Consider the following 25,073-nt stretch of genomic DNA (forward strand, 5'->3'; position numbering starts at 1 on the left):
GGGATACGTTCAAAAATGAAAAAAATCATGTTATTTTGCATGGCGTTAATTTTTTTGGCTGGATGCGGCAAAGAAGATGAAATTCCGAAAATGTTGAATGTCGATTTAGCTGTCGATCCAACTCAAGGTAAAGTGAATGAGCCTGTGAAATTTCAGGCAAAAGTGACCTATGGGGAAGAAGAAGTGACAGATGCGGATGATGTCAGTTTTGAAATTTGGCTTGCGAATAGCGATGACCATGACAAGATCGCCGTAAAACATAAAGGGAACGGCATTTACGAATTGGAAAAGAGTTTTGATGAAGAAGGAACCTATTATGTATATGCCCATGTAACGGCAAGGGATATGCACAATATGCCAAAGAAAGAATTCGTCATAGGCAAACCAAGCACTCCTGAACAAAATGGTGGAAAAACGGAAATGGACGAGAAGAATGATGAAGAAATGAAATGATGATGCTTATCAAAACCAAAACAATCCGGGAGTGAATCCGGATTGTTTTTTATTTGGAGAAATATTCAAGACAATAGGTGAGGAATAATCAGGAAAAATGACGAAATGTCGAAGTTAAATCGAAAAATTTGTAACATAAAAGTAAAGAAAGTCATAATAAGTTGGTAAAAAACGATATGTCAATTAAAAATTATTAGTATTCCATGGAAATAGTTCTATGTAACTACCATTGACAAGGAATATCTGGGGAAATATAAGTATTTATACTACTGGCAGAAACATAGATAGTTAAAGCATTTTTGCTCGCTTTCTCTGAAACTTTGATTTTTCATTCGCATCCTGTGAATTTGATGGAAATTGATGGAGCCTTTATTACGAAAAATGCATGTTATGATAATTCCAGAAGCAAAGCACAACAAATAATGAACATCACAGGAGGAAATACGAATGAAAAAGAAAATGATTATGTCAGCAGCAGCGGCTGCAGCTATTATATTCACAGGAGTAGGAGCTAACCAAGCTGAAGCAGCCAACTGTGATACAGTGAAACAAGTAACTTATAAATCTACGAATAAAGAGGATATGCAAAAAGTCCTTAACCAATATCTAGCTAAATACAATATCACTTTACCTGCAGCGCAGGCACAACAAAAACCAGTTCAAAAACCGGTTCAAAAACCAGTTCAGCAACCAGTTCAGCAAGAAACTGGAACAACTAATCAAGCAAAGCCTGCTGCAAAACCTGCAGCTAAGCCTGCTGCACCAGAAGTAACACCTGATAAATCAACTGATAAAAAACCAGAGACAAGCTCTGAATTAAGTGCTTTTGAACAAGAAGTTGTTAAATTAACTAATGCAGAACGTGAAAAACAAGGTTTGGCAGCTCTTAAAATCGACACTGAGTTGAGCAAAGTTGCACGTATCAAGTCTCAAGACATGAAAGATAAAAACTACTTTGATCACAATAGCCCAACTTACGGCTCCCCGTTCGATATGATGAAACAATTCGGAATCAGCTATAAAACAGCTGGCGAAAACATTGCACAAGGTCAACAAACACCTGAAGAAGTGGTACAAGCTTGGATGAATAGCCAAGGACACCGTGAAAACATCATGAACTCTAGCTTTACTCATATTGGAGTAGGTTACGTAGAATCTGGTAACTACTGGACTCAACAATTCATCGGAAAATAATAGATTAATAGAAAAGTGCATCCCATTAACATGGGGTGCGCTTTTTTTGCGAGAATGGATCATTCCATTCCATGGAATAAAATCAATTGTGACATCGGTTGGTTTTTTATATTGTACCCAAATCTAAAAAAGAGTGGACCAAGAAATAACTGGAACCACTCCTTATCATCAGTGAGGTCCCAGATAAGCAACTTAAATCTCGGATACATCGATTTCTGAATACTGTGTATTGAAACTTTTCTGAAGACGTATTTCCAATGTTGATTCTTTATATTGGGCTGATGCCCCTTTTTTCTTAACAAGTGCGGGGAGTGTTATGACATGCCGATCTGACTCTTCAGGAATCCCCTCGATGATGGATTGGTTAGAAGTATGGTAAAGTTTCATTTTCTTTAGCCAAGATTCATCTTCTATGGGAATTCTTACAAAGACAAATAAGTGGGTTTCAAATACTTCGGCATGTAAAGGATGTTCAGATCTGGCATTTTCTTTTTGAAAGCCGCCATCATTTTGGTTCATCATACCCTGCATATTGTCAGGGATGACTTGTGAAAATACTTTTTCAATGAATGATTGTACATCACTTTGCTGCATATTTTTCATGAAGTCCTTTTGGTTCGGGTTATTCTTAAAAGAAAAAAGTGAATTCCAGGGAAACATTTTGAATTCCTCTCTCCTGCTTATGGTCTGACAGGTTTATTTGTTATATTTTATGCAGCTAAAGCCCATAGGTTCTTTTCTATAATTACTAAATTATAGAAAATGGAATAAACTTATGTATAATTAAGTAAAATCCATTAGATAAAGAGGGAAAGCCTGTGGATGAAAAAGTAGCTTTTATTACTGGTGGAGCAACGGGAATCGGCAAAAGGATGGCGTTTTCACTCGCTGATAATGGAATGTCCATTATCATTACTTATCGAAAAAGTAAAAAGGCAGCTTTTGCATTAGTGGATGAATTACAGGAAAAGTACCATGTTAAGGCACTTGCGATTCAAGGTGACTCGTCAAGTGAGAAAGATTGCCGGAATATTTTGCAAAAGATTTCGGAGGCATTTGGCCATGTTGATATCTTCATTCATAATGCAGGGCCATATATGCATGATCGTAAACCCATGACTGAATATGGAAGTGATGAATGGAAGTACATCATGGACGGAAATTTAAATGGTTTTTTCTATTTTGCGAAGGAACTTATTCCACAAATGCGCAGTAGAAACTGGGGTAGAGTCATTACATTAGGGTTTGAACGGTGTGAAACTGCACCAGGTTGGATCTATCGTTCTGCATTTGCTGCTGCAAAGAGCGGCTTGACCTCCTTGACAAGAACTTTAGCTGCCGAAGAAGCTACATATGGAATCACCGTGAATATGGTCTGTCCTGGTGATATCGTAGGTGATTGGAAAGAGGAGGAAATTAGGGTTGCGAGAGCAGAAAAGGATGGTACGGTTCCAGTCGGCAGACCGGGTACGGGGGAAGATATAGCGAGGGTCATCACGTTCCTTTGTAATGAAAAATCAGATTTCATTACCGGCAGCATCATACCGGTAACAGGCGGTAAGGATGTTCTTGGGAAAATATATAAAGCCTAGTGGTTTAGGGTTTGAATTCAGAATGAAAAAGAGTGAGGCCGGTGTAAGCCAGCCCCACTCTTTTTTACGCCAATTTATTATATTTCACTTGCTGTACGAACCGTAAGCGAGCCGCTAAGCCTATAGCTCCGAGAGCCAAGCCGGAAATTAAGCCGATCCAATACCCAAAGGCTCCCATATCCGTATACTTTGCAAAGAAATAGCCAATGGGAAGCCCGAGAATCCAGTAGGAGACCAGTGACATCGCAAATGTGACATTTACATCTTTATATCCACGCAATATACCCTGAATAGGTGCCTGGAGGGCATCCGATATCTGAAAGAATATCGCATATATTAAAAAATGTGATGTCAGCATCATCACCTCATGATCTTTAGTGTATAAAGAGGCGACAGGTTCGCGGAAGAGGAAAAGGATGGTTGACAATACGAGTGACATCGTCAAGGCCATCGAAATGCCAATCCAGCTGTACTCTTTGGCATCTTTATAACGGGCCGCCCCAATTTCAAATCCAATGACGATCGTTAATGCCATGGATATACTTAGCGGTATCATATAAAGCAGTGACGCAAAATTCATGGCAATCTGATGCGATGCAATTGTTACGGTATCATACTTACTCATCAAAAGGGTGACGGCCGAAAAAATGCTTGTTTCAAAAAAGATAGCCAGCCCGATGGGCACCCCAATCAATAATAATGCCCTCCATTCTTTCCAGGAAACCCGGAAAAATTCACTGAAAACCTTATATGTCGAAAATGGATTGATTTTTACCACAACAAGGATGGCAACCAGGGCAATTAACCAATAAGTAATAGCAGTGGCGTAACCGGAACCGACACCGCCAAGTTCGGGGAATCCAAACTTCCCGTATATTAACAGGTAATTAAATAGGACGTTCACCGGGAGTGCACACAAGGTGATGATCATGGATATCCTAGTCTGCCCCAGAGCATCAATGAAGGCCCTCAGCGCATTATAAACGAATAACGGAATGATACCGAGTGAAAGGGCTATCAAATAATCATGAGCCACCATGTGGACATTATCTTCAAGGTCCATGGCATTCAATACGGGGTTCAAAGAAAACACCCCAATGATTAAAATGAACATGGCTAAAGCTATAGCTAAATAAATGGCCTGCATCACGGAATAGGAAACGGATTTAGACTGCCTGGAACCTACCAGCTGTGATACCACCGGCGTTAAGGCAATCAATATCCCGCTCAGCCCCGTGTACACGGGTGTCCATAGCGAACTGCCGATCGAGACGCCAGCAACGTCCTGAGTGCTGTATTGTCCCGACATCATCACATCAAAAAAAGTCATGGCATACATGCTGATTTGAGTGATCAGGATAGGTATCAATATATAAAATAACAGGCGGATCTTTTGTGTTTTAGTATAAGTCTGATTCATTAAAGTACCTCAATATCAATATTTGGAATTTTCAACACAATGAAAGAATTATATCACATAAGCATGTGATGTTTTAAGAGTTTTTATTTGAAGCTAAAAAAGACTTGCCGTTTTGGGCAAGTCTTTTTGTCAGTCGCGCATGGATTCAAAATCATTCATGGCTTCCATATTTGATTCTTTTTGAAGAATGAAAGCCTGGGAAGGGATGGCAATTTGTACATCTTCCTGTTCCAATATCTCCATTATTTTAAAATTCACATCTTCCTTGATTGATAAATATCCTCCAAAGTCCGTCGCTTTTGTGAAGAAATAAAGGTAAAGGTTGAAACCGGAATGACTGAACTCATCAAATTTAACCAAAATCGTTTCCGGATGTACCTCTGGATGATCAATCAGCATTTTTTCAATATCTTTAATGACATTTTCCAATTTTTCTTTTGGTGTCGTGACATTCACACCCAAATGGAAGGCAATCTGTCTTTTGCCCATTTTGGACCAGTTGATGATCGGTTCATTCGAAAGGGTCGCATTTGGGACGGTAACTAAAGCTTGGGCAAAAGTCCGAACTTTGGTGCTTCGGAATGTGATGTCTTCAATGGTTCCCTCCACACTTGGAGTTTTGACCCAATCTCCTATGGTAAAAGGTTTTTCGGTAACGATGACGATACCCCCAAAGAAATTGCTGACGGTATCTTTAGCAGCAAGGGCGAAAGCCAATCCACCCAATCCAAGCCCTGCAACAAATCCATCGACATTAAATCCCCATTCCTCTGCAATGATGGAGGCACCAAAAGCAATGATGATTAGTTTAATGATTTTCGTAAAGAACGGCATGACGATTTGATCGACTTCAAGCCCGAATTTACTTACTAATTTCGGAAATAAAATAGTTAAGATTGAACTGATATTGAATATCGTCCAAATTATTAAGAAGACAAAAAATGATCTGTATATTTTTGATCTTAATTCAACCGAAGGTGAGTCAATCGGAAAATAGTGCAGTGAAATGATAACACCAATCAAAACGATAAGCCATCTTACCGGCTGTTCTATAGCGAGCATTAAGTTGGCGGCAAATTCAATTTTACGTTTTTCTGCAATTCGAAGAAAGAATTTGAATATATATGTAGTAAATACTTTCCGAAGCAAAAGGAAGATTAGTAAAATTCCTATGGAAATTCCTAATTTGGTCCAGGCTTCGATTCCATCAAATTGATGGAGAGAATCAGAAACTTCTTGCAATGTATTACTCCTCCAATGTATCTTGTAGTATTGTAGAATACTAAGATTATAATATATTCATGCTGAAAAAGGAAAAATAATCGATGATTACATTCATCATTGGGATTTTACGGTTCACTGAATACTTTTTCAAGTTATTAATGGCAAGGATATATGGTAATATGGATGCAAAGTGATTTTTTAAGTTTGGAAGGTGGAAATATTGACTAAGAAAATAGTATTTACCGGAGGCGGTTCTGCCGGTCATGTATCTGTTAATGCAGCAATCATCCCGGAATTTTTAAAGCATGATTGGGATGTTACTTATATTGGTTCAAAAAAAGGCATTGAAAAAAATATCATCGAAACGGAATTTCCCGAGGTTCGTTATGAAACGATTTCCGTTGGGAAATTCCGACGTTATCTATCTGTTGAAAATATGAAAGACCCTTTCCGGGTCATAAAAGGGATTTTTGATGCACGAAAAATATTAAAAAAGACTAAGCCGGATTTCATTTTTTCTAAAGGTGGATTCGTTTCGGTTCCAGTCGTCTTGGCCGGCAAGATGCTAAGAATACCGATTGCGATACATGAATCGGATTATACGCCTGGTCTGGCTAATAAGATTGCCATGCCACTTGCATCGAAAATTTTTACAACCTTCCAGGAAACGGAAAAAGATCTTCCGAAAGAGAAGGCCATGTATCTTGGCGCTGTATTGCGCGATGGGATTTTCACGGGAAACGCTTCTGCTGGAAAGGCATTTTGTGGATTCACGAATAACAAACCGGTGTTACTCGTTATGGGCGGAAGCCTTGGGGCCGTTAAAATCAATAATTTAATTACAGATAACCTTGATGCCTTATTAAAGGATTATCAGATTATTCACATTTGCGGCAAGGGAAATGTGAAAACGGAATTGAAACAAAGGGGATATGCTCCTTTTGAATTCGTACACGAAGAATTATTCGATCTTTTGGCGGCTGCTGATGTCGTTGTGTCAAGGGCAGGTTCAAATTCAATCTTTGAATTCCTTGGTTTGCAAAAGCCAATGTTGCTTATCCCTCTTAGTGCCAATGCATCCCGTGGAGATCAAATCCTGAATGCGTCAAGCTTTGAAAAACAGGGTTTTTGTAAAGTCATTCAAGAAGAAGAGCTAAATGACCGGATTTTTAATGCTACATTAGCGGATTTATTGAAACAATCGGATGAATATAAGGAGAAAATGCGTCAAAAACGCCCATTCAAAACGGCGGCTGAAATGTATGAATTATTACTAAAAGTAATGGCCGCAAAAAAATAAGTATCATTCCCCTCTATGTAGCATATCTTTTTCGAACAGAGGAGGGGGTAGAATGGCTTATGAATATTCCAAAGGATGGTTCATTCAGCAGCTAAAAGCCGCAGGGATTAGCTATCATCCAATTGAGAAAAGAAAGCTGGAGCTGTATAAAACTTATATTCTAAGGCGTTTATACGACGATCTGCAAAAAAGAGATAAATCATAAAAAAGAACCGCAACGTCGTTGGCGTTGCGGTTCTTTTTATAGGAAATTACTTATAAAAGGAAAGAAACAGGAAATAAGGATACCTGCGATAGCCATTGCCGCACCTGCGACAGCCCCGGTAAACTCACTTTCCTGGGCAGCTTGAGCCGTTCCGAGACCATGAGCGATCGTACCATAAGCGATACCACGTGCGAAGGGCATCGTAATGTTTAGTTTATCCATCATTTTTGGAGCGATCATCGTACCCAGCACCCCAGTCAAAATGACGAAGGCTGCTGATATATTGGAATTTCCGCCATAAAGTTCCGTGATTTCAACAGCGATGGGAACTGTAATGGATTTAACCGCCAATCCTTGGAGTATGAATTGCGGAAGTGAAAATGCTTTAGCGATGGCGAAGGCAATGATCAATGTGACCAGAAGACCAAAAATCATGCCGCTAATTGCCGGCATTGCATATTTAACGATTATTTTTCTGTTTTTATAAAGTGGTACTGCCAAAGCAACGGTAGCTGGTCCCAGGAAATAGGTGATGATGTCTTTTCCTGGTGAATAATCTTCGAAGTCCAAACCGCTGATCAGCAGTACGAGAATAATTGTAACCGTACTGAAAAATACGGGCGTCGTAAAAGGTGATGGATGTTTAGCATATATTTTCCTTCCAATGAAATAGGCAAGAATGGTTATCAATATGCTATAAGTTGTGATGAACGCTGTCATGCTGCTTAACCTCTCCTCTATGGGATAGCTTCTGAACGGTCCAAGCTGAAACGATGAATCCAAATATCAGGCTGACTCCTAATGTAAGTGCCAATGGCAAACCGAATTCAATGAAAAGCCATCCCATGGTCATTAAACTGATTGAAATGGGAATGAAGAAAAAGGCTAGGTGCTTTACCAAAAACCCTGAAGTAAGTTCAATCCATTCGACTTTTATAACCTTCGTCTGTAATAAACCGAATAAAAGAATCATGCCTATGACGTTGCCTGGTATAGGTAAATGAAGTAAATGGGCTAAATAATAGCCGAGCTTGCAAATGATGAGCAGGAAGATAAGCTGCACGATAAAAGTAAATATTTTTTTCATGATTAAGTCCTTTCAATGACGCTTTGAATATATTGTTGAATTGGTCAATTGTATTCATTATAAAAAAATATCCCTAAAAAGAATAGGGATTTGCAGCAATCTATCTTAAACATCCTGTGAAAATGGAAAAAAGAGCTTTCCAGGTTTGGAAGCTCCGGCCATTATATGAAAAGATAAACAAAGCCATGTTGAAATGTTCTTCGCTCTATGCTTCAAGTAACTGCTGTTCGTCATCATCAGGCTGTCTAAGGATATGAAAGGTGTATAAATCTTTAGGGATTTCATACAAATCGTAGATATCTTCTTCATGATTGATCTGATCATAAAGGGATTTTCTTGTTTCGTTGGCATTGACGGCATAGGGAAGCTTTTCTGCGGCTTTTATAGAGCGGATATTTTTTTTGCGAATACGCATGAAGACCGTTTCCAAACCGAGCTCGAAAAAAAGCTCTTTAAAGAAAGCGTCTTTCGCAATGGCATTATACCCTTTTCCATGATAAGGCTTGCCAAGCCATGTTCCTAAGAAACCTGCACCATTTTCAATATCGTATAAAGAAATACAACCGATGGGATTTTCCCATTCATCCAAGATTGTTCGTGAAATGAGTTGCCCAGCATCTTCGGCTTCGATCGTTTGCTTAGTAATGAAAACATATTCTTCATATGAATCTACTTTATGGCGCACGAAAGGGAAGACATCTGGATGCGTCATTTGTTCATAAAGAGAAAAACAATCTGTGAAATCTCTCTTTTTTAACATTTCCGTCCCTCCGTTTGAGGGCAGTTCTTATGCGTAGTCGCTGCCCACCCTCGAAATTTTTTAAGTCGTTCATCAAAAAATTTCGGGGTGGGAATCGAACCCACTAGAACCGGAAAACCGGTGGCGCACCATTTGCCTTCCCTATTTTTATTGTCAGAAATTATGCAAATCTAAAGAACCTTACGAAGGTATAATACTAAAAAAAAAACGGTTTGGGAATAGGTTTTTTGCCTTTTTTTTTCGTCAAATTTCAACTTTTTCATGAAGGGTGAAATTGGAAGGCAAACGCCTGCATTTTTCCATGGAAAAATGATTTTTTCGCCCGATTTTTCTTTAAAATTCACCTGTGAATTGCATGAATAAAATGATTGCGCCGAGGGCCCATACATAAATGGAGAATATTTTCAGTGAACGCTTTTTTAAGAAATCGATCATCCATACTACGGCTATATAACCAAAGATTGCTGCTGCCAGGGTTCCGACGAAAAGTGCAGTGAGTGGAAGCCGTTCAACCTCTCCTGTAAAAATCGGTTTCATCTGAAATACAATGCCCCCGGTAATGGCAGGAATTGAAAGCAAAAAGGAAAAATAGGCTGCAGTGGCCCTATCCAGCCTGCAGAATAGGCCAGCGGCTATCGTTAGGCCGGAACGCGAAAGAGCAGGCATGATGGCTGCAGCTTGGAAGGTACCGATGATCACGGCATCTTTAATCGAAATTTCATTAAGGGATTTGCCGCCTTTTCTTACTCCGTCCGCTATCCATAAAATCAGTCCGGTCGCTAAAAATTCCCAGCCTATGGTCACGCCTGTTTTTGAAAGGCCATCAAACCAATCCCCGAGTAAAATGCCGGCAATCACTGCAGGGATTGTCCCAGCAATGAGAAGCAGAGTCATTTTGGAGAAAGGGTTTTTCAAAATGGCAATAATGTCATTCTTATAGACGACCAATAACGCCAGCAAGGTTCCGATATGGAGCATGGTATCCAGAAAGATGCCGGCCTCGTCAAGGTGGAAAATATGCCGTCCTAAATATAAATGTCCAGTGCTTGAAATAGGTAAAAACTCAGTCAAGCCTTGAATGATCCCAAGGATGAAGGCTTGAAATTCGTTCAGCAAAAAAACATCACTCCTTTCTATAACGTATAGGACAATCCATTATTTAAACTGTATGCACAAGTCGGATGAACATATTCGGATTTTTTGTCATATGTATTGCCAATTGGGTTTTATGAAGAAAAGGCAGTCCAATTTTACCTTTTTCGAATATAATGAGAGGAAAAATGAAACTATTTTTCATTTGATTCGTAATTATTCATATGAGAAAGGAGGAGAAGACACTATGCCTACTAAAGATGAAAGAGTGTTTGCTGCCCTTATTTATGTGATCAGCTTTTTTACAGCATTTATCGGTCCTTTGGTGATTTGGTTATTGAAGAAGGACTCGTCACAATTTGTGGATTATCACGGAAGGGAATACCTGAATTTTTTCATTTCCTATACCGTATATTCGATAGTTGCAGGGATACTCACTATAATATTAGTTGGATTCTTGCTATTGCCGGTTATCGGGATAGCTTTAGTTGTATTCACCATCATTGCTGCTGTTAGGGCTTATGAAGGAACGGATTATCGGTTCCCGTTGATTTTCAGGATATTATAGAATGATGTAAAAGGATTCCGTTCATTTCGGAGTCCTTTTTTATATGAACCATGTCGGGAATTACCTCATTAAAAAAGGGAATAAATCAGTTTAAAGCGAATAAAGTATTATGATATTTACTTCAATGCACATTTTAGGAAGTGGATGCCGGGCGGCCTGTGGTACTGCTAATCAATGGTCGCCATTAAGGCGGCAATTTTTCTTGTAAGGAGTGAGGAGCAGAGCAGGGTATGAATATACGTGAATATTATCAGAAAACGAGCAATTCAAATTTTCATGCATCTTGGTTTTCTCTTCTTTTGGCCATTGTATTTTTCATTTGCCATATTTTTGCGATGATACCGGGCAATATATTATTGATAACGTCTCCTTTTATTTTCTTTAGCATTGCCCAATTTGTCAGTCATCGTATATATGAAAATAGAATGAAGGAATTGCCTGATGAACACATCGGGACGAATGCCGGGTTATTTAAAAATGAACATGTTTTATTGACTTTTATGCCAGCACCGACATTGCGCCTGCTTCTCTTTGCGCCGGATGGGTCTCTAATGGGCGAAGTACGGGATTTGAATATGAAGTGGTTCATGTGGATGATTCCTAATTTCTTGTCGATGCTCCTGGCCAAGCGATATGAACTGGTTGACCATGAGGGGCATTTGCTGGCTAAGTACCATATCAAAAGGGGACTTTTCAATAAAATGACGATCATGGATGATCAGGGCGGCATTATTGGATCGTATCAAGAAAATCGGTCATTCGTGAAGATTAATGGAATGATATATAATGAAGATGGTACGGAATGGATGCCCATTGAAACACCGGGAAGTGTGAATTCTTTTGAGATTGCCACAAAAGAAGGGGAAAAGATCGTTTCATACCAAGAAGGCTGGATGCCTTTGGAGTGGGGGAAACGATTCAAGACAAATACACCCATACTTTCTTTTTCATCAAATGTTGATGAAATTCCTAAAATCATTGTCTTTGGGTTCTGTGCAGCCACTTTAAATCATCGTTCAAATTGACTAGGGTTATCCTTTAGCAAATCTTTTAAATATTTGATATAATCATAGTGGAATACTTAGATTAAATACATAATAAAAAGGTGGTAAATATGAGTTTACTTAATGAGATTCTGGATTATAATGAACAGTTTGTAGAAAAAGGTGAATATGTTAAGTATAGGACGGATAAGTTTCCTGAGAAACGTATGGTCATCATAAGCTGTATGGACACTCGGCTCGTTGAACTATTGCCAAAATCCTTGAATGTCAAAAATGGCGATGTCAAAATCTTGAAGACTGCCGGGGCAATCGTCTCCCACCCATTCGGAAGTGTCATGCGGAGTATCCTTGTCGCTATTTATGAGCTAAAGGCAGATGAAGTACTGGTCATACCTCACCATGACTGTGGGATGGCATCAGTCGATGCCGATTCTGTAGTAGAGAAGATGATCGGGCGTGATATACCAAAGAGCACCATCGATACACTGGGAGCTGCAGGAATCGATATCCGCAGTTGGCTTCGCGGATTTGATGATGTTTATGAAAGTTGTAAGAACAGTGTGGAAGTGATTAAAGGACACCCTTTAATCCCTAAAAATATTCCTGTACATGGTCTTATCATTTCGCCCGATACAGGGAAGCTGGAATTGGTAGTCGACGGGTATGCGGAACAACAAAAATAATAAATTCATCGAGGCTGTCGGGATTATTTCCGACAGTTTTTTTCAAATTTTTATCATTACTATTTATTTTTATCCTTTTTTTTGTTAAAATCGCCAAGTGTAGTTTGTCACTAATACAAACGGGTGGGCGAGGGACAAATTTAATAAGGATACAACATGAAGAAATTAAACTTGGAAACGTTTTTTCATTTTTCCGACTATGGAACGAATGGAAAACGTGAAATCCTTGCTGGAGTGGTCGGCTATTTTACAATAGTCTATATTCTCATCGTGAATTCCCTGATTTTATCGGAAGCGGGCATTCCGATTAATGGTGCAGTGATTGCGACGATTCTTTTATCTGCTTTAAGCTGTGTCATGATAGGACTTTGGGCGAATGTCCCAATCCTCCTCGTTCCAGGAATGGGCGTAAATGCCCTATTTGCTTATACCATGGTTCAAGGAATGGGTCTATCTTGGCAATCTGCTCTTGGTGCTGTTTTTATCTCAGGGGTTATTTTTGTAGTCATTGCTTTTACAAAATACTCTAAGTTAATCAGTGATTCGATTCCAAGTTCGATAAAAGAAGCCATATCTGTCGGTCTTGGCTTATTCTTGATGCTAATCGGTCTTGAAAAGGGCGGGATAATCACGGGAGGTTCATCATCAATCGTCGCACTGGGAGATTTAAGCGATCCAGCGGTGTGTGCAACGGTGTTGACCTTTTTACTGGCAATCACGCTGTTCATCAAGAATGTCCCCGGTAATTTCATGATTACCATCCTGGCAGGCAGCCTCATTGCCTATTGGTTCGGGACGGTTCAACTATCGGAAATCCATTTTTCAGGCATAGACACAGCTTCCTACGGCGATCTCTTCTTTTCATTATCGTTCTTGGAAGCGAACCGGATTGAATTCTGGATAAGTGTATTTGCGATGACGATGGTTCTTGTTTTTGAAAATATTGGTCTTGTACACGGGCATGTAGACAGTATAAACCGCCAGGATGCCTATAAAAAGTCTCTGCAGGCTACAAGTGTGTCCGTTCTGCTTTCAGGCATATTCGGTTCGAGCCCTACCGTTGCTACAGTTGAAACGGCAGCTGGAATCGCATCAGGAGGCAGAACTGGTTTTACTTCAGTGGTGACGGGCGTGCTATTCATTCTATCACTGCTATTTATACCGGTGATTAAAGTAATCCCTGATAGCGCCATTGCCCCCATCTTAATTATCATTGGCATTTTGATGCTCGGAAATATAAAAAAGCTGGATTTCAGCGATTTAACCGAGAGTATACCTGCAATCATGATCATCACGATCATTCCTTTCACTTACAGTATTGCCGATGGAATGGCATTCGGTTTCATCCTGTACCCGTTCTTGAAGCTTGTAACCGGAAAAGCGAGAGAAGTGTCAGCCCCAATGTATGTGAGTGCCGGAATGTTTATCGTCTATTTCATCATTGGTATGATCGGTTAATAATTCAAAAGAGCGGTTGGAATGAGTTAATTCTTATTCCAACCGCTCTTTTTTTTGGGGTTTTTTCGTCGAAAAAAATGGATTTATTGTGATTTACGCGATGACACATCCATCTTGAAAATGCTATGATATAGAATATTAAAAAATGATAAATGATAAGCAGCATATTAGAGGATGTGACAGGATGATTATTGAAGGTTTAAAAAGCCATGGTTCAGGAAATGATTTCTTAATCATTGATGAATTGACTACGACCCTGGCGTTTACTGAAGAAGAGCGGAAAAATTTCGCGAAGGCACTATGCAATAGGGAGAGGCTTGGAGCGGATGGTATTTTGTTCGTAATGAAAAGTGAACATGCTGATTGCCGGATGCGTGTCTTTAATGCGGATGGATCGGAAGCCTCGATGTGCGGCAATGGACTTCGCTGTGTTGCACGTTACGCGAATGACGTTCTTGGGCTCGATAAAATGATCGTGGAAACAATGAAGGCAAATCTACTCGTGGAAAAAACGGAAGATATTTATGAGGGCATTCCGACTTTCAAGGTGGAAATTTCCCCGGTAAGTTTTAATGTGAAGGATCTTCCTCTTGTATTGGCTAAAGAACAGTTGCAAAACGAATCATTGCCGGAACTTCATGATACCCTATTATTTTCGGCATTGGCGGTTCCTAATCCACATTTGATCACGCTCGTCGATAGTGATGTTTTACAAAGTGATTTACAGGAAGAACTTTCAACAAAGGTCAATCAACCGAATGAGCTTTTCCCTGATGGTGTCAATGTCAGCTTTGTGAAAGAGCTGGAACCAGGGAGCATTTATGTGCGGACATTCGAACGGGGAGTAGGCTTCACGAATGCATGTGGAACGGCTATGTCGGCTTCAAGCCTAGTAACATGCTCTGTTGGTTTAAACGCATTGGAAAGTGAAATATCTGTCTACAATAACGGCGGAAAAGTTAAATGCGTGGTCCACCATGATGAAGAAAGCCAAAAGTATTCAATTGATTTAATCGGGAACGCAACCTATGAATTCAAGGTATCGATTGAAATAGACTTAGATCAGCCTGAAAAATTTGAAATGCTTGAAAAAGAGGATTTTGAATTGGAAACAAGCTTATATGCCAAGCTGCAGGATGAAGTGCAAAGTTATTTGAAAACAAAATTATAAAGAAATTTTCAGACTGCAGGCAAACTCGAAGAAAAGCGAGTTTGCCTGCAGTTTTCTTATTTAAAAAAAGTTGCAGTTGATTTCAGAAATCCGCTCTCTTTCCGCCGATTGTCTGCCAAGCCTCTTCGCCGCAAGCGTCTGTGGAGTCTCGGCTAGCCTGTTATTCGGCAAGAGTATCACAACTAGTTGTTGGTCTTTTTTTGTTTTAAGAACGACAATACATCCAAAAAGGCTGGTCCATTATCGACGAGTCTGTAATCCATAAATGCACACCCTTCCCTTTTTATTCTGTTTGGTATGGTTTCAATCGTATATTCCTTTAACTGGAGACTTTCGTCCACTTCCTCCCAAAACAAAGGTGTAGCCACACCAGCGAAAGAATTTCCCCGTGGGGAATAAGGCAGTATGATGGTTTTTCCTTCACTATGCTGTACAAAGTCCAAGTAAAGTCGATTATGCCGATTTATTTTCATTCTTTCCATTGTAAAATCATTTTGGTTGGAACTTGTTAAGTAGTCACCGAGAAAGTCGGTGAAAATGCGTGTCTCCTGATAAGTAAATCTGTTTTCAGGCAGAGGGATGTGAATTTGCAGTCCTTTGTTACCTGAAGTTTTTACAAAAGCTTTTATCCTTAATGATTCCATCACTTTTTTTATTTCCTGTGCGGCCTTTATCGCTAACGAGAAAAATTCGATGGAAGGAGGATCTAAGTCCAGGACGATTTCGTCGGGTCGTGTTTTACCCGCTTTCTGAAATGGGGCATGGAATTCCAATGCAAGTTGATTACCGAACCAAAGAAGCGTTTCAATATCGTTACACAGCATATATTCGATATCCTCATCCATGAACGTTTTAATAAAGGCTGGCGCATAATCAGGTTTATTTTTCTGGAAAAATCTTTCTTTATCCAAAGTGCCATGAGGATAGCGGATCGTTGTAAGCAGCTTATCCTTCAAGAAGGGTAAGAAGAAAGCTGAAACCTCCCGTAAATAATGCAGGTATTCAACTTTTACCACCTGTTTATCTCCTGTTATCCAAAGCGGTTTATCCCTGGAAGTTATTTGTACAGTATCTGGAAATGTGTATTGGCCTAGCACGAATTTCTCCCAGGTACATTCGTCAGGAGACGTTTGTAAAAGCCATTGCGAAAACTGAGGTTCACGCAATTCATTTTCCTCATATACGTGTAAGAATTGAACTTCGATGCAAATGGATGGATGGATATAAAAAAATTGCGCGTCTTCGTCTGATGCATTTTGCTTGATCAGTTCATGCAATATTCTTTTATCTTGAGCACTCAGTCCGTTTTTAACACTTCCGATTTTCGTTACGGCACCTTCTTTGAAAACTGCGAGGGAAACGTAACCATTTTCTTTGTGCAATGCTGTAATGAAACAAGAAACGGTCTTCCAATTTTTGACCTTAATCCAAGATGTAGTCCGTTTTCCTTCTTGCCAAGTACCCCGAATTTCCTTGGCGACAACCCCTTCGCCATCTAATAGGGTGACCTTATTCAAGGCATTATCCAAAACGTCAAAACTCTCTATTAATTGTATCAAAGCCTTATCGTTGGGATCAGGCGGCATAGGAAAGCCAAGTTTTGCCCCCATTTTCAACATCAATTTCCTTCGTTCTTCCATAGGTTTAGCTGCTACGTCTTTTCCGCTGATTCGAAGCAGGTCAAACGCTATAAACCGGCATGGGGAAAAGCGGGCTTTTTCTGAAATTAAGAATTGTTTCCCAAGGCGTCCTCGCCACTGTATTTGAAAAAAGTCCGCTTTCGCCTGATTGGTAAGCCAGACCAATTCTCCATCTAACTGAAGTGGGAGATAATCTTCCAGGTCCAGATCTTTAATGTAAGCAATGATTTCTGGGAATTGTGGTGATAATTCCTTCTCGTTCCGACTCGAAATGTTTATGGTATCGGAGTCTATCGTTAAAATAGCCCTAAAGCCGTCATATTTGACTTCATAACGCCAATCCTTTGAGTTGGGGGCTTCGGGGTAATAGGTTGGCAGCATCGGTTTCATTTTTGTATTTACCTCCGCAAATAATTGATTAACATTATTTTGCCAAAAAAACGAAGTGTTAGAGTTGGCAATTGTTTTTTCGTTTTTTTTTGAACAAAGTGGAATAATAAAATTGTTCTTCTCTTTAAAAATAAGTTATGAGGTGACGAATATGCATACGATGTGGAAGGGGAGCATATCATTCGGTTTGGTGAACATTCCGATCAAACTTCATGCTGCAACGGAGGACAAGGATATTTCTTTAAGGACGTTGCATAAGGAATGTCATTCACCGATTAAATACGAAAAGGTTTGTCCGGTATGCCAGAAGGAAGTGGGGAAGGATGATATAGTCCGCGCTTTTGAGTATACAAAGGGAAAATTTGTTGTATTGGAAGACAATGAACTAGAACAACTGAAAAAACAAAACGAAGAAAAAGCCGTGGAAATCGTGGATTTCGTTAAAATTGAAGAAATAGATCCCATTTATTTTAATCGGAGTTATTACATGTCCCCTAACGACGGAGGGATAAAAGCTTATTCCCTTTTGAGGCAGGCCCTCAAGGAATCGAATAAGGTAGGGTTAGCGAAAATCATCATTCGCTCTAAAGAACAAATGGCGGTAATACGAGTCGTTGATAATACCTTGGTGATGGAAACGATTCATTATCCGGATGAAGTTCGCTCCACAGCGGATGTTCCGAATATCCCTGCCAATGATACCATTGTAAAAAAAGAAATCGATACCGCCGTTCTATTGATAGATCAATTAACGACTACTTTCGATCCGACAAAATACACCGATGACTATCGAACCGCGTTACTTGAATTGATTGAATCAAAGAAAACGGGACAGACGACGATTACTGCCAAAACAAAAGAACCAGTTTCCAACAATGTAACCGATTTAATGGAGGCATTACAGGCATCCATTGACCGTACGAAACATGATGAACCGGAAAAGAAAAAGACGACCCGAAAGAAAGCGGCACCGAAAAAAAAGAAACAAGCTTAAACAGGAAGCTGAGCGGAAGACGTATGATGTCGCTCGGCTTTCTGCTTGTTATAGCCCGGGGTCTTGCCTTCTAATAAGGTAATGAAAGTGACTTTACAGGGAGAGAATTACATAGGGAAGGAAAGTACAAATAGGTAGGTGGATCACGATTTAAGGAACTGAATGGAATTAAAAGAAAATGATGGATGGAAATGAAGGCAAAAAAATTCGCTCCCTAAAGAGCGACAATGAGGAATTCAATCGTGAAAATCAACATATAGGCGAACGGTTGTAGTTTTCGACTATATATTGTGTTCATATTCTACCATATTTAATTCTGAAATAGCAACAAAATTACTGAAACTAACATATGAATTTTTCTGGAAATCAATGATATTTCGCCCATTTAACAGCTCATGTGGTTTTTGCATATTCAGATTTGCTATATTCTTAAAAAAAACTACAGGATAAAATGGATTTTTAGTATAATTTATACATATTGGATGATATAAATTAAATATGAATGGAAGATGCAAAATGGAAAATGGAATAATCAAATCACTTCATGCCGGGAAGCCGAAACATGATATTTTTTCGAATATCGATATCTTTTCAGCCATGGATAAACAAGCAAAGGATAATGTGACTGTGACTAAATCAGGCATAATTGGTGATGGGGTAGGTAATGTAAAGTTCCATGGAGGTCCTGATCGGGCTTTGTGCTTTTACCCCTTTGAGCATTATTCATTATGGAATGAAAAATTCTCTAAAAAGCTGGATATCCCTGCATTCGGTGAAAATTTAACCATAGCGGGGATGAGGGAAGAAACAACGTATATCGGCGATATATATCAAATAGGCAATGTGATTGTTCAAATTAACCAGGGGAGGATACCTTGTTCGACCATTTCCCACTTCAATCAAGAACCTAAGTTTTTGGAACTCGTGCTGAAAACGAGTTTCACTGGTTATTTTGCAAGAGTACTTCAAGAAGGAACGATAAATAAACAAAACGAGATTGTGCTAATAGATCGTTTGCAAGAAAAAATTTCAGTTCATTATGCAGCAGAGGTAATCCTTCATAAACGAGATGGACTTGAAGGAGCAAATGCTTTACTTACACTAGACTCGTTAGCGGAAGACTGGAAACAAAGGATCTTGAAGAGGGTTCAAGCTGCAAAAGATTGAATCATTTTTGCAAAAGTGAAAAAAATGTCGATCAGGTATTGAAATTGACAGATTATTAATGTAAATTAAGTATAATCAAATTTTGAAATCTTGTGAAAATTATATAAATGGATCTTATCGAGAGAGGTGGAGGGACTGGCCCGAAGAAACCTCAGCAACCAGCTTAGGCAAAGGTGCTAAATCCAGCAAGCAGAGCTTGATAGATGAGGAGAATGTTTCAATAAACCTTCTTCTTTGAGAAGGTTTTTTTTCCTTTTCTCTCATACTCTTAGAATACGACAAAAACAGGATTGTTTTTGAGAGAGGGTGTAATGATGAATTTTCGTAAAGAAGTTAAAGAAAGAATGCTGGTTGGGGAAGGGGCAATGGGGACCTTACTGTACTCTAATGGCATCGATCAATGTTATGAGGAATTAAACTGCACGAACCCAGATCAAATAGAGTCCATCCATCGTGCTTATCTGGAAGCTGGTGCAGATATCCTTCAATCGAATACATACGGAGCCAATTTCAACAAATTGAAACGGCATGGACTTGAAGATGAAGTGAGCAGAATCAATCGTCAGGGAGTCATTCTTGCTAAAAAAGCGGCAAAAGGAAAGGCATATGTCTTCGGTACCATAGGGGCACAGCGGAGTATCAGGAAATCGGATTTAAGCTTGGAAGAGATAAAACGGGGTTTTCGTGAACAGCTATACAGTCTGCTGATGGAAAACCCTGATGGGATTCTCTTGGAAACATTTTATGACTTGGAGGAACTGGAAACCGTCCTGCAAATCGTTAAAAATGAAACCGGACTGCCGATCATCGCAAATGTTTCAATGCATGAACTTGGCAATCTTCAAAATGGAATCCATTTAAATGAAGCCTTTCAAAAACTCGAGCAATTGGGTGCCGATGTTGTCGGGGTGAATTGCCGTCTCGGTCCACATCATATGATTCGCGCATTGGAAGAAGTGAGTTTGCCAAAGCAAGCATCGATTGCCATTTATCCTAATGCCAGCCTCCCGGATTATGTGGATGGAAGGCTCGTCTATAAAGCTGTGCCGGAATATTTCGGTTCAAGTGCCCTGGAACTTCGTGAGCAAGGTGCCACGATCATAGGAGGGTGCTGTGGAACGACTCCACTGCATATCCAAGCTGTAAAGAATGCGATTGGAAGTTTGGCTCCCGTGAAAGAGAAATTTACGAAATCCCGCGAAATAGAAATAATTGAAGTGAACGACAGAGAATTGGAACTTCCCCTTTACGAAAAGGCCAAAACAGAAAGGACGATTCTTGTTGAACTTGATCCACCGAAAAAGCTGGGAATAGAGAGCTTCATGACTGGTGCTGAGGTTTTGAAAAAAGCAGGGGTCGATTCCATTACATTAGCGGATAATTCACTTGCCTCACCAAGGATATCGAATGATGCACTTGCTAATTTACTGAAGAACCAATTGAATATAAAGCCGATGGTGCATATAACATGCCGTGATCGAAATTTGATTGGCCTGCAGTCACATTTAATGGGTCTGCAGACGGTGGGGCTGAACGAAATATTGATCATCACCGGTGACCCTTCAAAAATTGGGGACTTCCCGGGTGCCACTTCGGTTTATGATTTATCTTCCTTTGACCTAATAAGCATGGTCAAACAATTTAATGAAGGTCTTTCCTATTCTGGTCAAAGTTTGGGCCAACGGGCCAATTTTAAAATTGCAGCAGCTTTTAATCCCAATGTGAAATATTTGGATAAAGCCGTACTGAGAATGGAAAAGAAGATTGCCTGCGGTGCTCAATCCTTTTTGACGCAGCCAATTTATTCGGTGGAGCAGATCGAGGAAGTATATGAGGCTACAAAACATTTAGATACCCCGATTTTCATCGGTATCATGCCTTTGACAAGCACAAGGAATGCCGAATTCATCCATAATGAGATCCCAGGAATCAAATTGCCTGATAATGTTAGAAGGGCAATGGCTTTAGCGGGGGATGACCCTGTAAAGTCAAGGATTGAAGGGGTAAATATCGCACGAGAGCTTGTGGACGCTGCAAGGGAAAAATTCAAGGGCATATATTTAATCACTCCGTTCCTTCGCTATGAAATGACGGCGGAACTTACGAAATATATTAGAAAAGTCGATAGTAAACATACATCAGAGGTGGCAGTTCATGAATAAAAAAGCGATTCAAGATCAGTTAAATTCTAAGATTCTCCTTCTTGACGGGGCGATGGGAACCATGCTCCAAGCTGAGGATTTGACAGCAGAGGATTTTGGAGGGGAACAATTCGAGGGCTGCAATGAATATTTATCACTGACGCAACCGGAAATCATCCAATCCATCCATGAAAAATATTTAGCAGCGGGTGCAGATATCATTGAAACAAATACCTTCGGAGCGACCAGCATCGTTCTTGAGGAATACCAAATAAGCACGATCGCCTACAAGCTTAATAAAATTTCAGCTGAGCTTGCCGTTAAAGCATGTGAAAAGTATTCCAATGATGAATGGCCAAGGTATGTAGCTGGCTCGATGGGTCCCACTACAAAAACGCTTTCCGTAACAGGAGGAACGACTTTTGATATTTTAACCGATTCTTATGAAGAACAGGCACTGGGTCTCTTGGATGGCGGGGTAGACTTGCTATTGGTGGAAACCTGTCAGGATATGCTTAATGTCAAGGCTGCCTTTTCTGGAATCAAAGCAGCATTCGCTAAATCAGGAAAAGATGTGCCAGTCATCATATCAGGAACAATCGAACCGATGGGCACGACACTTGCTGGACAGTCCATAGAAGCTTTTTATTTATCGGTTGAACATATGAAGCCCGTTGCTGTCGGCCTTAATTGTGCAACAGGGCCGGAATTTATGATAGACCATATCAGGACACTTGCAGATATATCAAATAGCGCGATCAGTTGTTATCCAAATGCCGGGCTCCCTGATGAAGAAGGTCACTATCATGAATCACCTACTTCCCTGGCAGAGAAAATGAAGCAATTTGCCGAAAAGGGATGGGTCAATATCATTGGCGGATGTTGTGGTACGACACCAGAGCATATTAAAGAACTTACCAGGGTTCTCGAAGGCATGAAGCCCCGTACAATTACGGAAACAGCCCATGGACATGCCGTATCAGGAATAGAGCCGCTCATTTATGATGATTCAATGCGTCCTTTATTCGTAGGTGAAAGAACGAATGTTATCGGTTCCCGAAAATTCAAGGAGCTGATTCGTGGAAAGCATTACGAGCCAGCTGCCGAAATTGCACGTTCCCAGGTAAAAAAAGGCGCCCATGTCATTGATATCTGTCTTGCTGATCCTGATGGGGATGAGCTTGGCGATATGAAGGAATTCGTAGAAGAGGTCGTCAAAAAAGTGAAAGTCCCATTGGTCATCGACACTACGGATGAAGCCGTACTTGAACAAGCATTAAAACATTCACAAGGAAAATCGATCATTAATTCCATAAACCTTGAAGATGGTGAGGAGCGATTTGAAAAAATAGTACCCTTCGTCCATCAATATGGTGCTGCCGTTGTCGTAGGAACCATTGATGAAATTGGGATGGCCGTCGATGCTGAACGGAAATTGGAAGTGGCTACACGGTCTGTGGATTTGCTAGTTAATAAGTATGGGCTAAATAAAAGTGACATCATTTTTGATCCACTGGTATTTCCTGTAGGCACAGGGGATGAACAATATATCGGATCTGCATTGGAAACGGTGAATGGAATAAAGGCGATTAAAGAAAAGTTTCCGGAATGCCTAACGATACTTGGCATTTCGAACGTTTCTTTCGGTCTACCAGCGAGGGGAAGGGAAATATTAAATGCAGTTTTCCTTTACCATTGTACAAAAGCGGGTCTCGATTATGCTATCGTGAATACAGAAAAACTTGAACGTTTCGCTCTGATACCAGAAGAGGAAGTGAAATTGGCTGAGGCACTCCTGTTTGAGACATCTACAGAAACTTTAGCGATCTTTACTGAATTTTATCGTGGAAAAAAAGCGGAGAAGAAGGATAATGGTGTGGTCCTGCCATTGGACGAACGTTTAGGTAACTATATTATCGAAGGAACGAAAGAAGGATTGATTGATGATTTAAATAAAGCGATTGAGCGCGGTGATAGCCCATTGGAAATCATCAATGGACCATTGATGGATGGCATGAGTGAGGTGGGTCGGTTATTTAATGACAACCAACTTATTGTCGCAGAGGTGCTTCAGAGTGCTGAAGCGATGAAGGCGGCTGTATCTCACCTTGAACCACTAATGGAAAACTCTGAAGATAGCGCTAAGAAAGGGAAAATCCTGTTGGCGACTGTCAAGGGAGATGTGCATGATATCGGGAAAAACCTAGTGGATATCATCCTATCCAATAATGGCTATGAAGTCATTGATTTGGGAATAAAGGTCGCACCGCAACAAATCATTGAAGAGGTTCGAAAACATGAGCCTACCATCATTGGCCTCTCTGGGTTACTTGTCAAATCTGCACAGCAAATGGTTTTAACCGCACAGGATTTAAGGCAAGCCGGAATAGATACCCCAATTTTAGTGGGAGGGGCAGCATTATCCCGTAAATTCACTGATTTTAAGATATCACCTGAATATGAAGGACCGGTTTTATATTCCAAAGATGCGATGGATGGTTTGGCTGTAACGAATATTTTACATGACTCTGACAAAAAAGTGGTGTACTTGGCAGAGTTAGTCGAGAAACGAGAAAGATCGAAAGCCAATGCCGCCATTGCTGCCACGATGGAAAAACCTGTTCGTAAGCAGTCCACAGCTGCCCCTTTAAGCGATGTTCCTGTTCAAAAACCGCGTGACATCAAGCGTCACGTCCTGAAAAACTATCCATTGGATGTCATCCAGCCTTATATAAATAGGCAAATGCTGATTGGTCATCATTTGGGGTTAAAAGGTAAAGTTTCCGAATTGCTTAAGCAAGGGAATGAAAAAGCAGTGCAGCTTAATGATCTCGTTGATGAATTGATTGAATTCCTAAAGACGGAACCGGATTATGGCTTGCATGCCGTTTATCAATTTTTCCCTGCTCAAAGCGAAGGAGATAAGCTATTGGTATACAACCCGGACAATCATCATCAGGTTTTGGAAACTTTTGACTTCCCCCGGCAAGATACGAATCCGCATCTTTGTTTAGCGGACTTCGCGAAACCGATCTCCTCCGGGCAAATGGATTATGTTGGGTTCTTCCTGGTCACTGCCGGAAAAGGGATCAGAAAATGGGCAGAAAAACTAAAGCTTGAAGGTGATTTCTTGAAAAATCACGCCCTTCAATCACTTGCTCTCGAAACAGCTGAAGGGTTCGCGGAAAGAATTCATCAATTAATGAGGGATGATTTAGGTATAAGCGATCCGATTGAAATGTCCATGAAAGAGCGATTTGCCGCTAAGTACACCGGGCAAAGGTTTTCATTTGGTTATCCTGCTTGTCCTAATCTGGAAGACCAGGAGAAGCTATTCCGCCTGTTACAACCTCAAGATATTGGCGTGGAATTGACTGAAGGATGCATGATGGAACCAGAGGCTTCCGTTTCAGCCATTGTTTTTGCACATCCTGAAGCTCGTTACTTTAATGTCGATCGATAACTCATTTAATAAAGGCAGCGGTATTTTTTACCGCTGCCTTATTGCGCATGAAACCCCTTAATTGGTA

Annotated in this window: 22 protein-coding genes and 1 riboswitch; of the genes, 14 read left to right on the forward strand and 8 right to left on the reverse strand. The window is 40.2% G+C overall.

What is annotated here, in order from left to right:
* Window positions 1–15: 15 nt before the first annotated feature.
* Together BS1321_RS24240 and BS1321_RS24245 are read left to right on the forward strand one after the other, a co-directional pair.
* A complete protein-coding gene (locus BS1321_RS24240) occupies window positions 16–453 on the forward strand; it encodes a FixH family protein (RefSeq protein WP_063234417.1) in 438 nt (145 codons plus the stop codon).
* Window positions 454–900: 447 nt separating this feature from the next.
* Window positions 901–1,647 (forward strand): CAP domain-containing protein, encoded by a 747-nt coding sequence (locus BS1321_RS24245; protein ID WP_063234418.1) that lies wholly within the window; start codon window positions 901–903, stop codon window positions 1,645–1,647.
* A 192-nt stretch (window positions 1,648–1,839) separates the two neighbouring features.
* Here BS1321_RS24245 and BS1321_RS24250 read toward each other — a convergent pair whose 3' ends face one another.
* Window positions 1,840–2,307, reverse strand: a complete 468-nt coding sequence (locus BS1321_RS24250; protein WP_063234419.1) for a hypothetical protein — start codon at window positions 2,305–2,307, stop codon at window positions 1,840–1,842.
* A 158-nt stretch (window positions 2,308–2,465) separates the two neighbouring features.
* Between BS1321_RS24250 and BS1321_RS24255 the strand changes: the two genes are divergently transcribed.
* A complete protein-coding gene (locus tag BS1321_RS24255; RefSeq protein WP_081112985.1) occupies window positions 2,466–3,239 on the forward strand; it encodes an SDR family oxidoreductase in 774 nt (257 codons plus the stop codon).
* A gap of 64 nt (window positions 3,240–3,303) precedes the next feature.
* Here BS1321_RS24255 and BS1321_RS24260 read toward each other — a convergent pair whose 3' ends face one another.
* Window positions 3,304–4,659, reverse strand: a complete 1,356-nt coding sequence (locus BS1321_RS24260; RefSeq protein WP_063234420.1) for an MATE family efflux transporter — start codon at window positions 4,657–4,659, stop codon at window positions 3,304–3,306.
* Window positions 4,660–4,788: 129 nt separating this feature from the next.
* Window positions 4,789–5,901, reverse strand: a complete 1,113-nt coding sequence (locus BS1321_RS24265; RefSeq protein WP_232522727.1) for a mechanosensitive ion channel family protein — start codon at window positions 5,899–5,901, stop codon at window positions 4,789–4,791.
* 193 nt (window positions 5,902–6,094) lie between these two features.
* Between BS1321_RS24265 and BS1321_RS24270 the strand changes: the two genes are divergently transcribed.
* Window positions 6,095–7,183, forward strand: a complete 1,089-nt coding sequence (locus tag BS1321_RS24270) for an undecaprenyldiphospho-muramoylpentapeptide beta-N-acetylglucosaminyltransferase (protein ID WP_232522728.1) — start codon at window positions 6,095–6,097, stop codon at window positions 7,181–7,183.
* A gap of 52 nt (window positions 7,184–7,235) precedes the next feature.
* Window positions 7,236–7,388: a YflJ family protein gene (locus BS1321_RS24275; RefSeq protein ID WP_081112987.1), complete on the forward strand. Its 153-nt coding sequence runs from the start codon at window positions 7,236–7,238 to the stop codon at window positions 7,386–7,388.
* Between the two features lie 36 nt (window positions 7,389–7,424).
* Here BS1321_RS24275 and BS1321_RS24280 read toward each other — a convergent pair whose 3' ends face one another.
* The 4 genes from BS1321_RS24280 to BS1321_RS24295 all read right to left on the reverse strand — a co-directional run bounded on the left by BS1321_RS24280 (window position 7,425) and on the right by BS1321_RS24295 (window position 10,348).
* On the reverse strand, window positions 7,425–8,108 hold the full coding sequence (locus BS1321_RS24280) for an LrgB family protein (protein WP_069981733.1): 684 nt from the start codon (window positions 8,106–8,108) through the stop codon (window positions 7,425–7,427).
* Window positions 8,083–8,475 carry a CidA/LrgA family protein gene (locus tag BS1321_RS24285; protein WP_063234421.1) on the reverse strand — a complete coding sequence of 131 codons (393 nt, stop codon included), beginning with the start codon at window positions 8,473–8,475 and terminating at the stop codon, window positions 8,083–8,085. Before BS1321_RS24285 ends, BS1321_RS24280 begins: the two co-directional genes overlap by 26 nt.
* Before the next feature lie 205 nt (window positions 8,476–8,680).
* Complete coding sequence (locus BS1321_RS24290; protein WP_063234422.1) at window positions 8,681–9,235, reverse strand: GNAT family N-acetyltransferase; 555 nt, start codon at window positions 9,233–9,235, stop codon at window positions 8,681–8,683.
* A 333-nt stretch (window positions 9,236–9,568) separates the two neighbouring features.
* On the reverse strand, window positions 9,569–10,348 hold the full coding sequence (locus BS1321_RS24295; RefSeq protein WP_063234520.1) for an undecaprenyl-diphosphate phosphatase: 780 nt from the start codon (window positions 10,346–10,348) through the stop codon (window positions 9,569–9,571).
* Between the two features lie 226 nt (window positions 10,349–10,574).
* Between BS1321_RS24295 and BS1321_RS24300 the strand changes: the two genes are divergently transcribed.
* The 5 genes from BS1321_RS24300 (at window position 10,575) to dapF (ending at window position 15,211) form a co-directional block, all read left to right on the forward strand.
* Entirely contained in the window at window positions 10,575–10,895 is a 321-nt protein-coding gene (locus BS1321_RS24300) for a DUF4870 domain-containing protein (protein ID WP_063234423.1), read from the forward strand.
* 230 nt (window positions 10,896–11,125) lie between these two features.
* Window positions 11,126–11,920, forward strand: a complete 795-nt coding sequence (locus BS1321_RS24305) for a hypothetical protein (RefSeq protein WP_094246660.1) — start codon at window positions 11,126–11,128, stop codon at window positions 11,918–11,920.
* Between the two features lie 89 nt (window positions 11,921–12,009).
* Window positions 12,010–12,582, forward strand: coding sequence for a beta-class carbonic anhydrase (locus tag BS1321_RS24310; protein ID WP_063234425.1), 573 nt, complete (start codon window positions 12,010–12,012; stop codon window positions 12,580–12,582).
* 156 nt (window positions 12,583–12,738) lie between these two features.
* Entirely contained in the window at window positions 12,739–14,040 is a 1,302-nt protein-coding gene (locus tag BS1321_RS24315; RefSeq protein WP_063234426.1) for an NCS2 family permease, read from the forward strand.
* Between the two features lie 184 nt (window positions 14,041–14,224).
* Window positions 14,225–15,211 (forward strand): diaminopimelate epimerase, encoded by a 987-nt coding sequence (gene dapF / locus BS1321_RS24320; RefSeq protein WP_063234427.1) that lies wholly within the window; start codon window positions 14,225–14,227, stop codon window positions 15,209–15,211.
* Between the two features lie 182 nt (window positions 15,212–15,393).
* On the opposite strand, the gene ligD is transcribed toward dapF, so the two are convergent.
* A complete protein-coding gene (gene ligD, locus BS1321_RS24325; protein ID WP_063234428.1) occupies window positions 15,394–17,241 on the reverse strand; it encodes a DNA ligase D in 1,848 nt (615 codons plus the stop codon).
* A gap of 151 nt (window positions 17,242–17,392) precedes the next feature.
* Between ligD and ku the strand changes: the two genes are divergently transcribed.
* The 4 genes from ku (at window position 17,393) to metH (ending at window position 25,006) form a co-directional block, all read left to right on the forward strand.
* Window positions 17,393–18,235, forward strand: a complete 843-nt coding sequence (gene ku / locus BS1321_RS24330; RefSeq protein WP_063234429.1) for a non-homologous end joining protein Ku — start codon at window positions 17,393–17,395, stop codon at window positions 18,233–18,235.
* A 516-nt stretch (window positions 18,236–18,751) separates the two neighbouring features.
* A complete protein-coding gene (locus tag BS1321_RS24335) occupies window positions 18,752–19,402 on the forward strand; it encodes an MOSC domain-containing protein (protein ID WP_063234430.1) in 651 nt (216 codons plus the stop codon).
* A 111-nt stretch (window positions 19,403–19,513) separates the two neighbouring features.
* A riboswitch (SAM riboswitch) is annotated at window positions 19,514–19,612 on the forward strand.
* 104 nt (window positions 19,613–19,716) lie between these two features.
* Complete coding sequence (locus BS1321_RS24340; protein WP_063234431.1) at window positions 19,717–21,564, forward strand: bifunctional homocysteine S-methyltransferase/methylenetetrahydrofolate reductase; 1,848 nt, start codon at window positions 19,717–19,719, stop codon at window positions 21,562–21,564.
* Window positions 21,557–25,006, forward strand: coding sequence for a methionine synthase (gene metH / locus BS1321_RS24345; protein ID WP_063234432.1), 3,450 nt, complete (start codon window positions 21,557–21,559; stop codon window positions 25,004–25,006). Before BS1321_RS24340 ends, metH begins: the two co-directional genes overlap by 8 nt.
* The last annotated feature ends 67 nt before the right edge of the window (window positions 25,007–25,073 follow it).

The sequence above is a fragment of the Peribacillus simplex NBRC 15720 = DSM 1321 genome (assembly GCF_002243645.1).
GTDB classification, from domain to species: domain Bacteria; phylum Bacillota; class Bacilli; order Bacillales; family DSM-1321; genus Peribacillus; species Peribacillus simplex.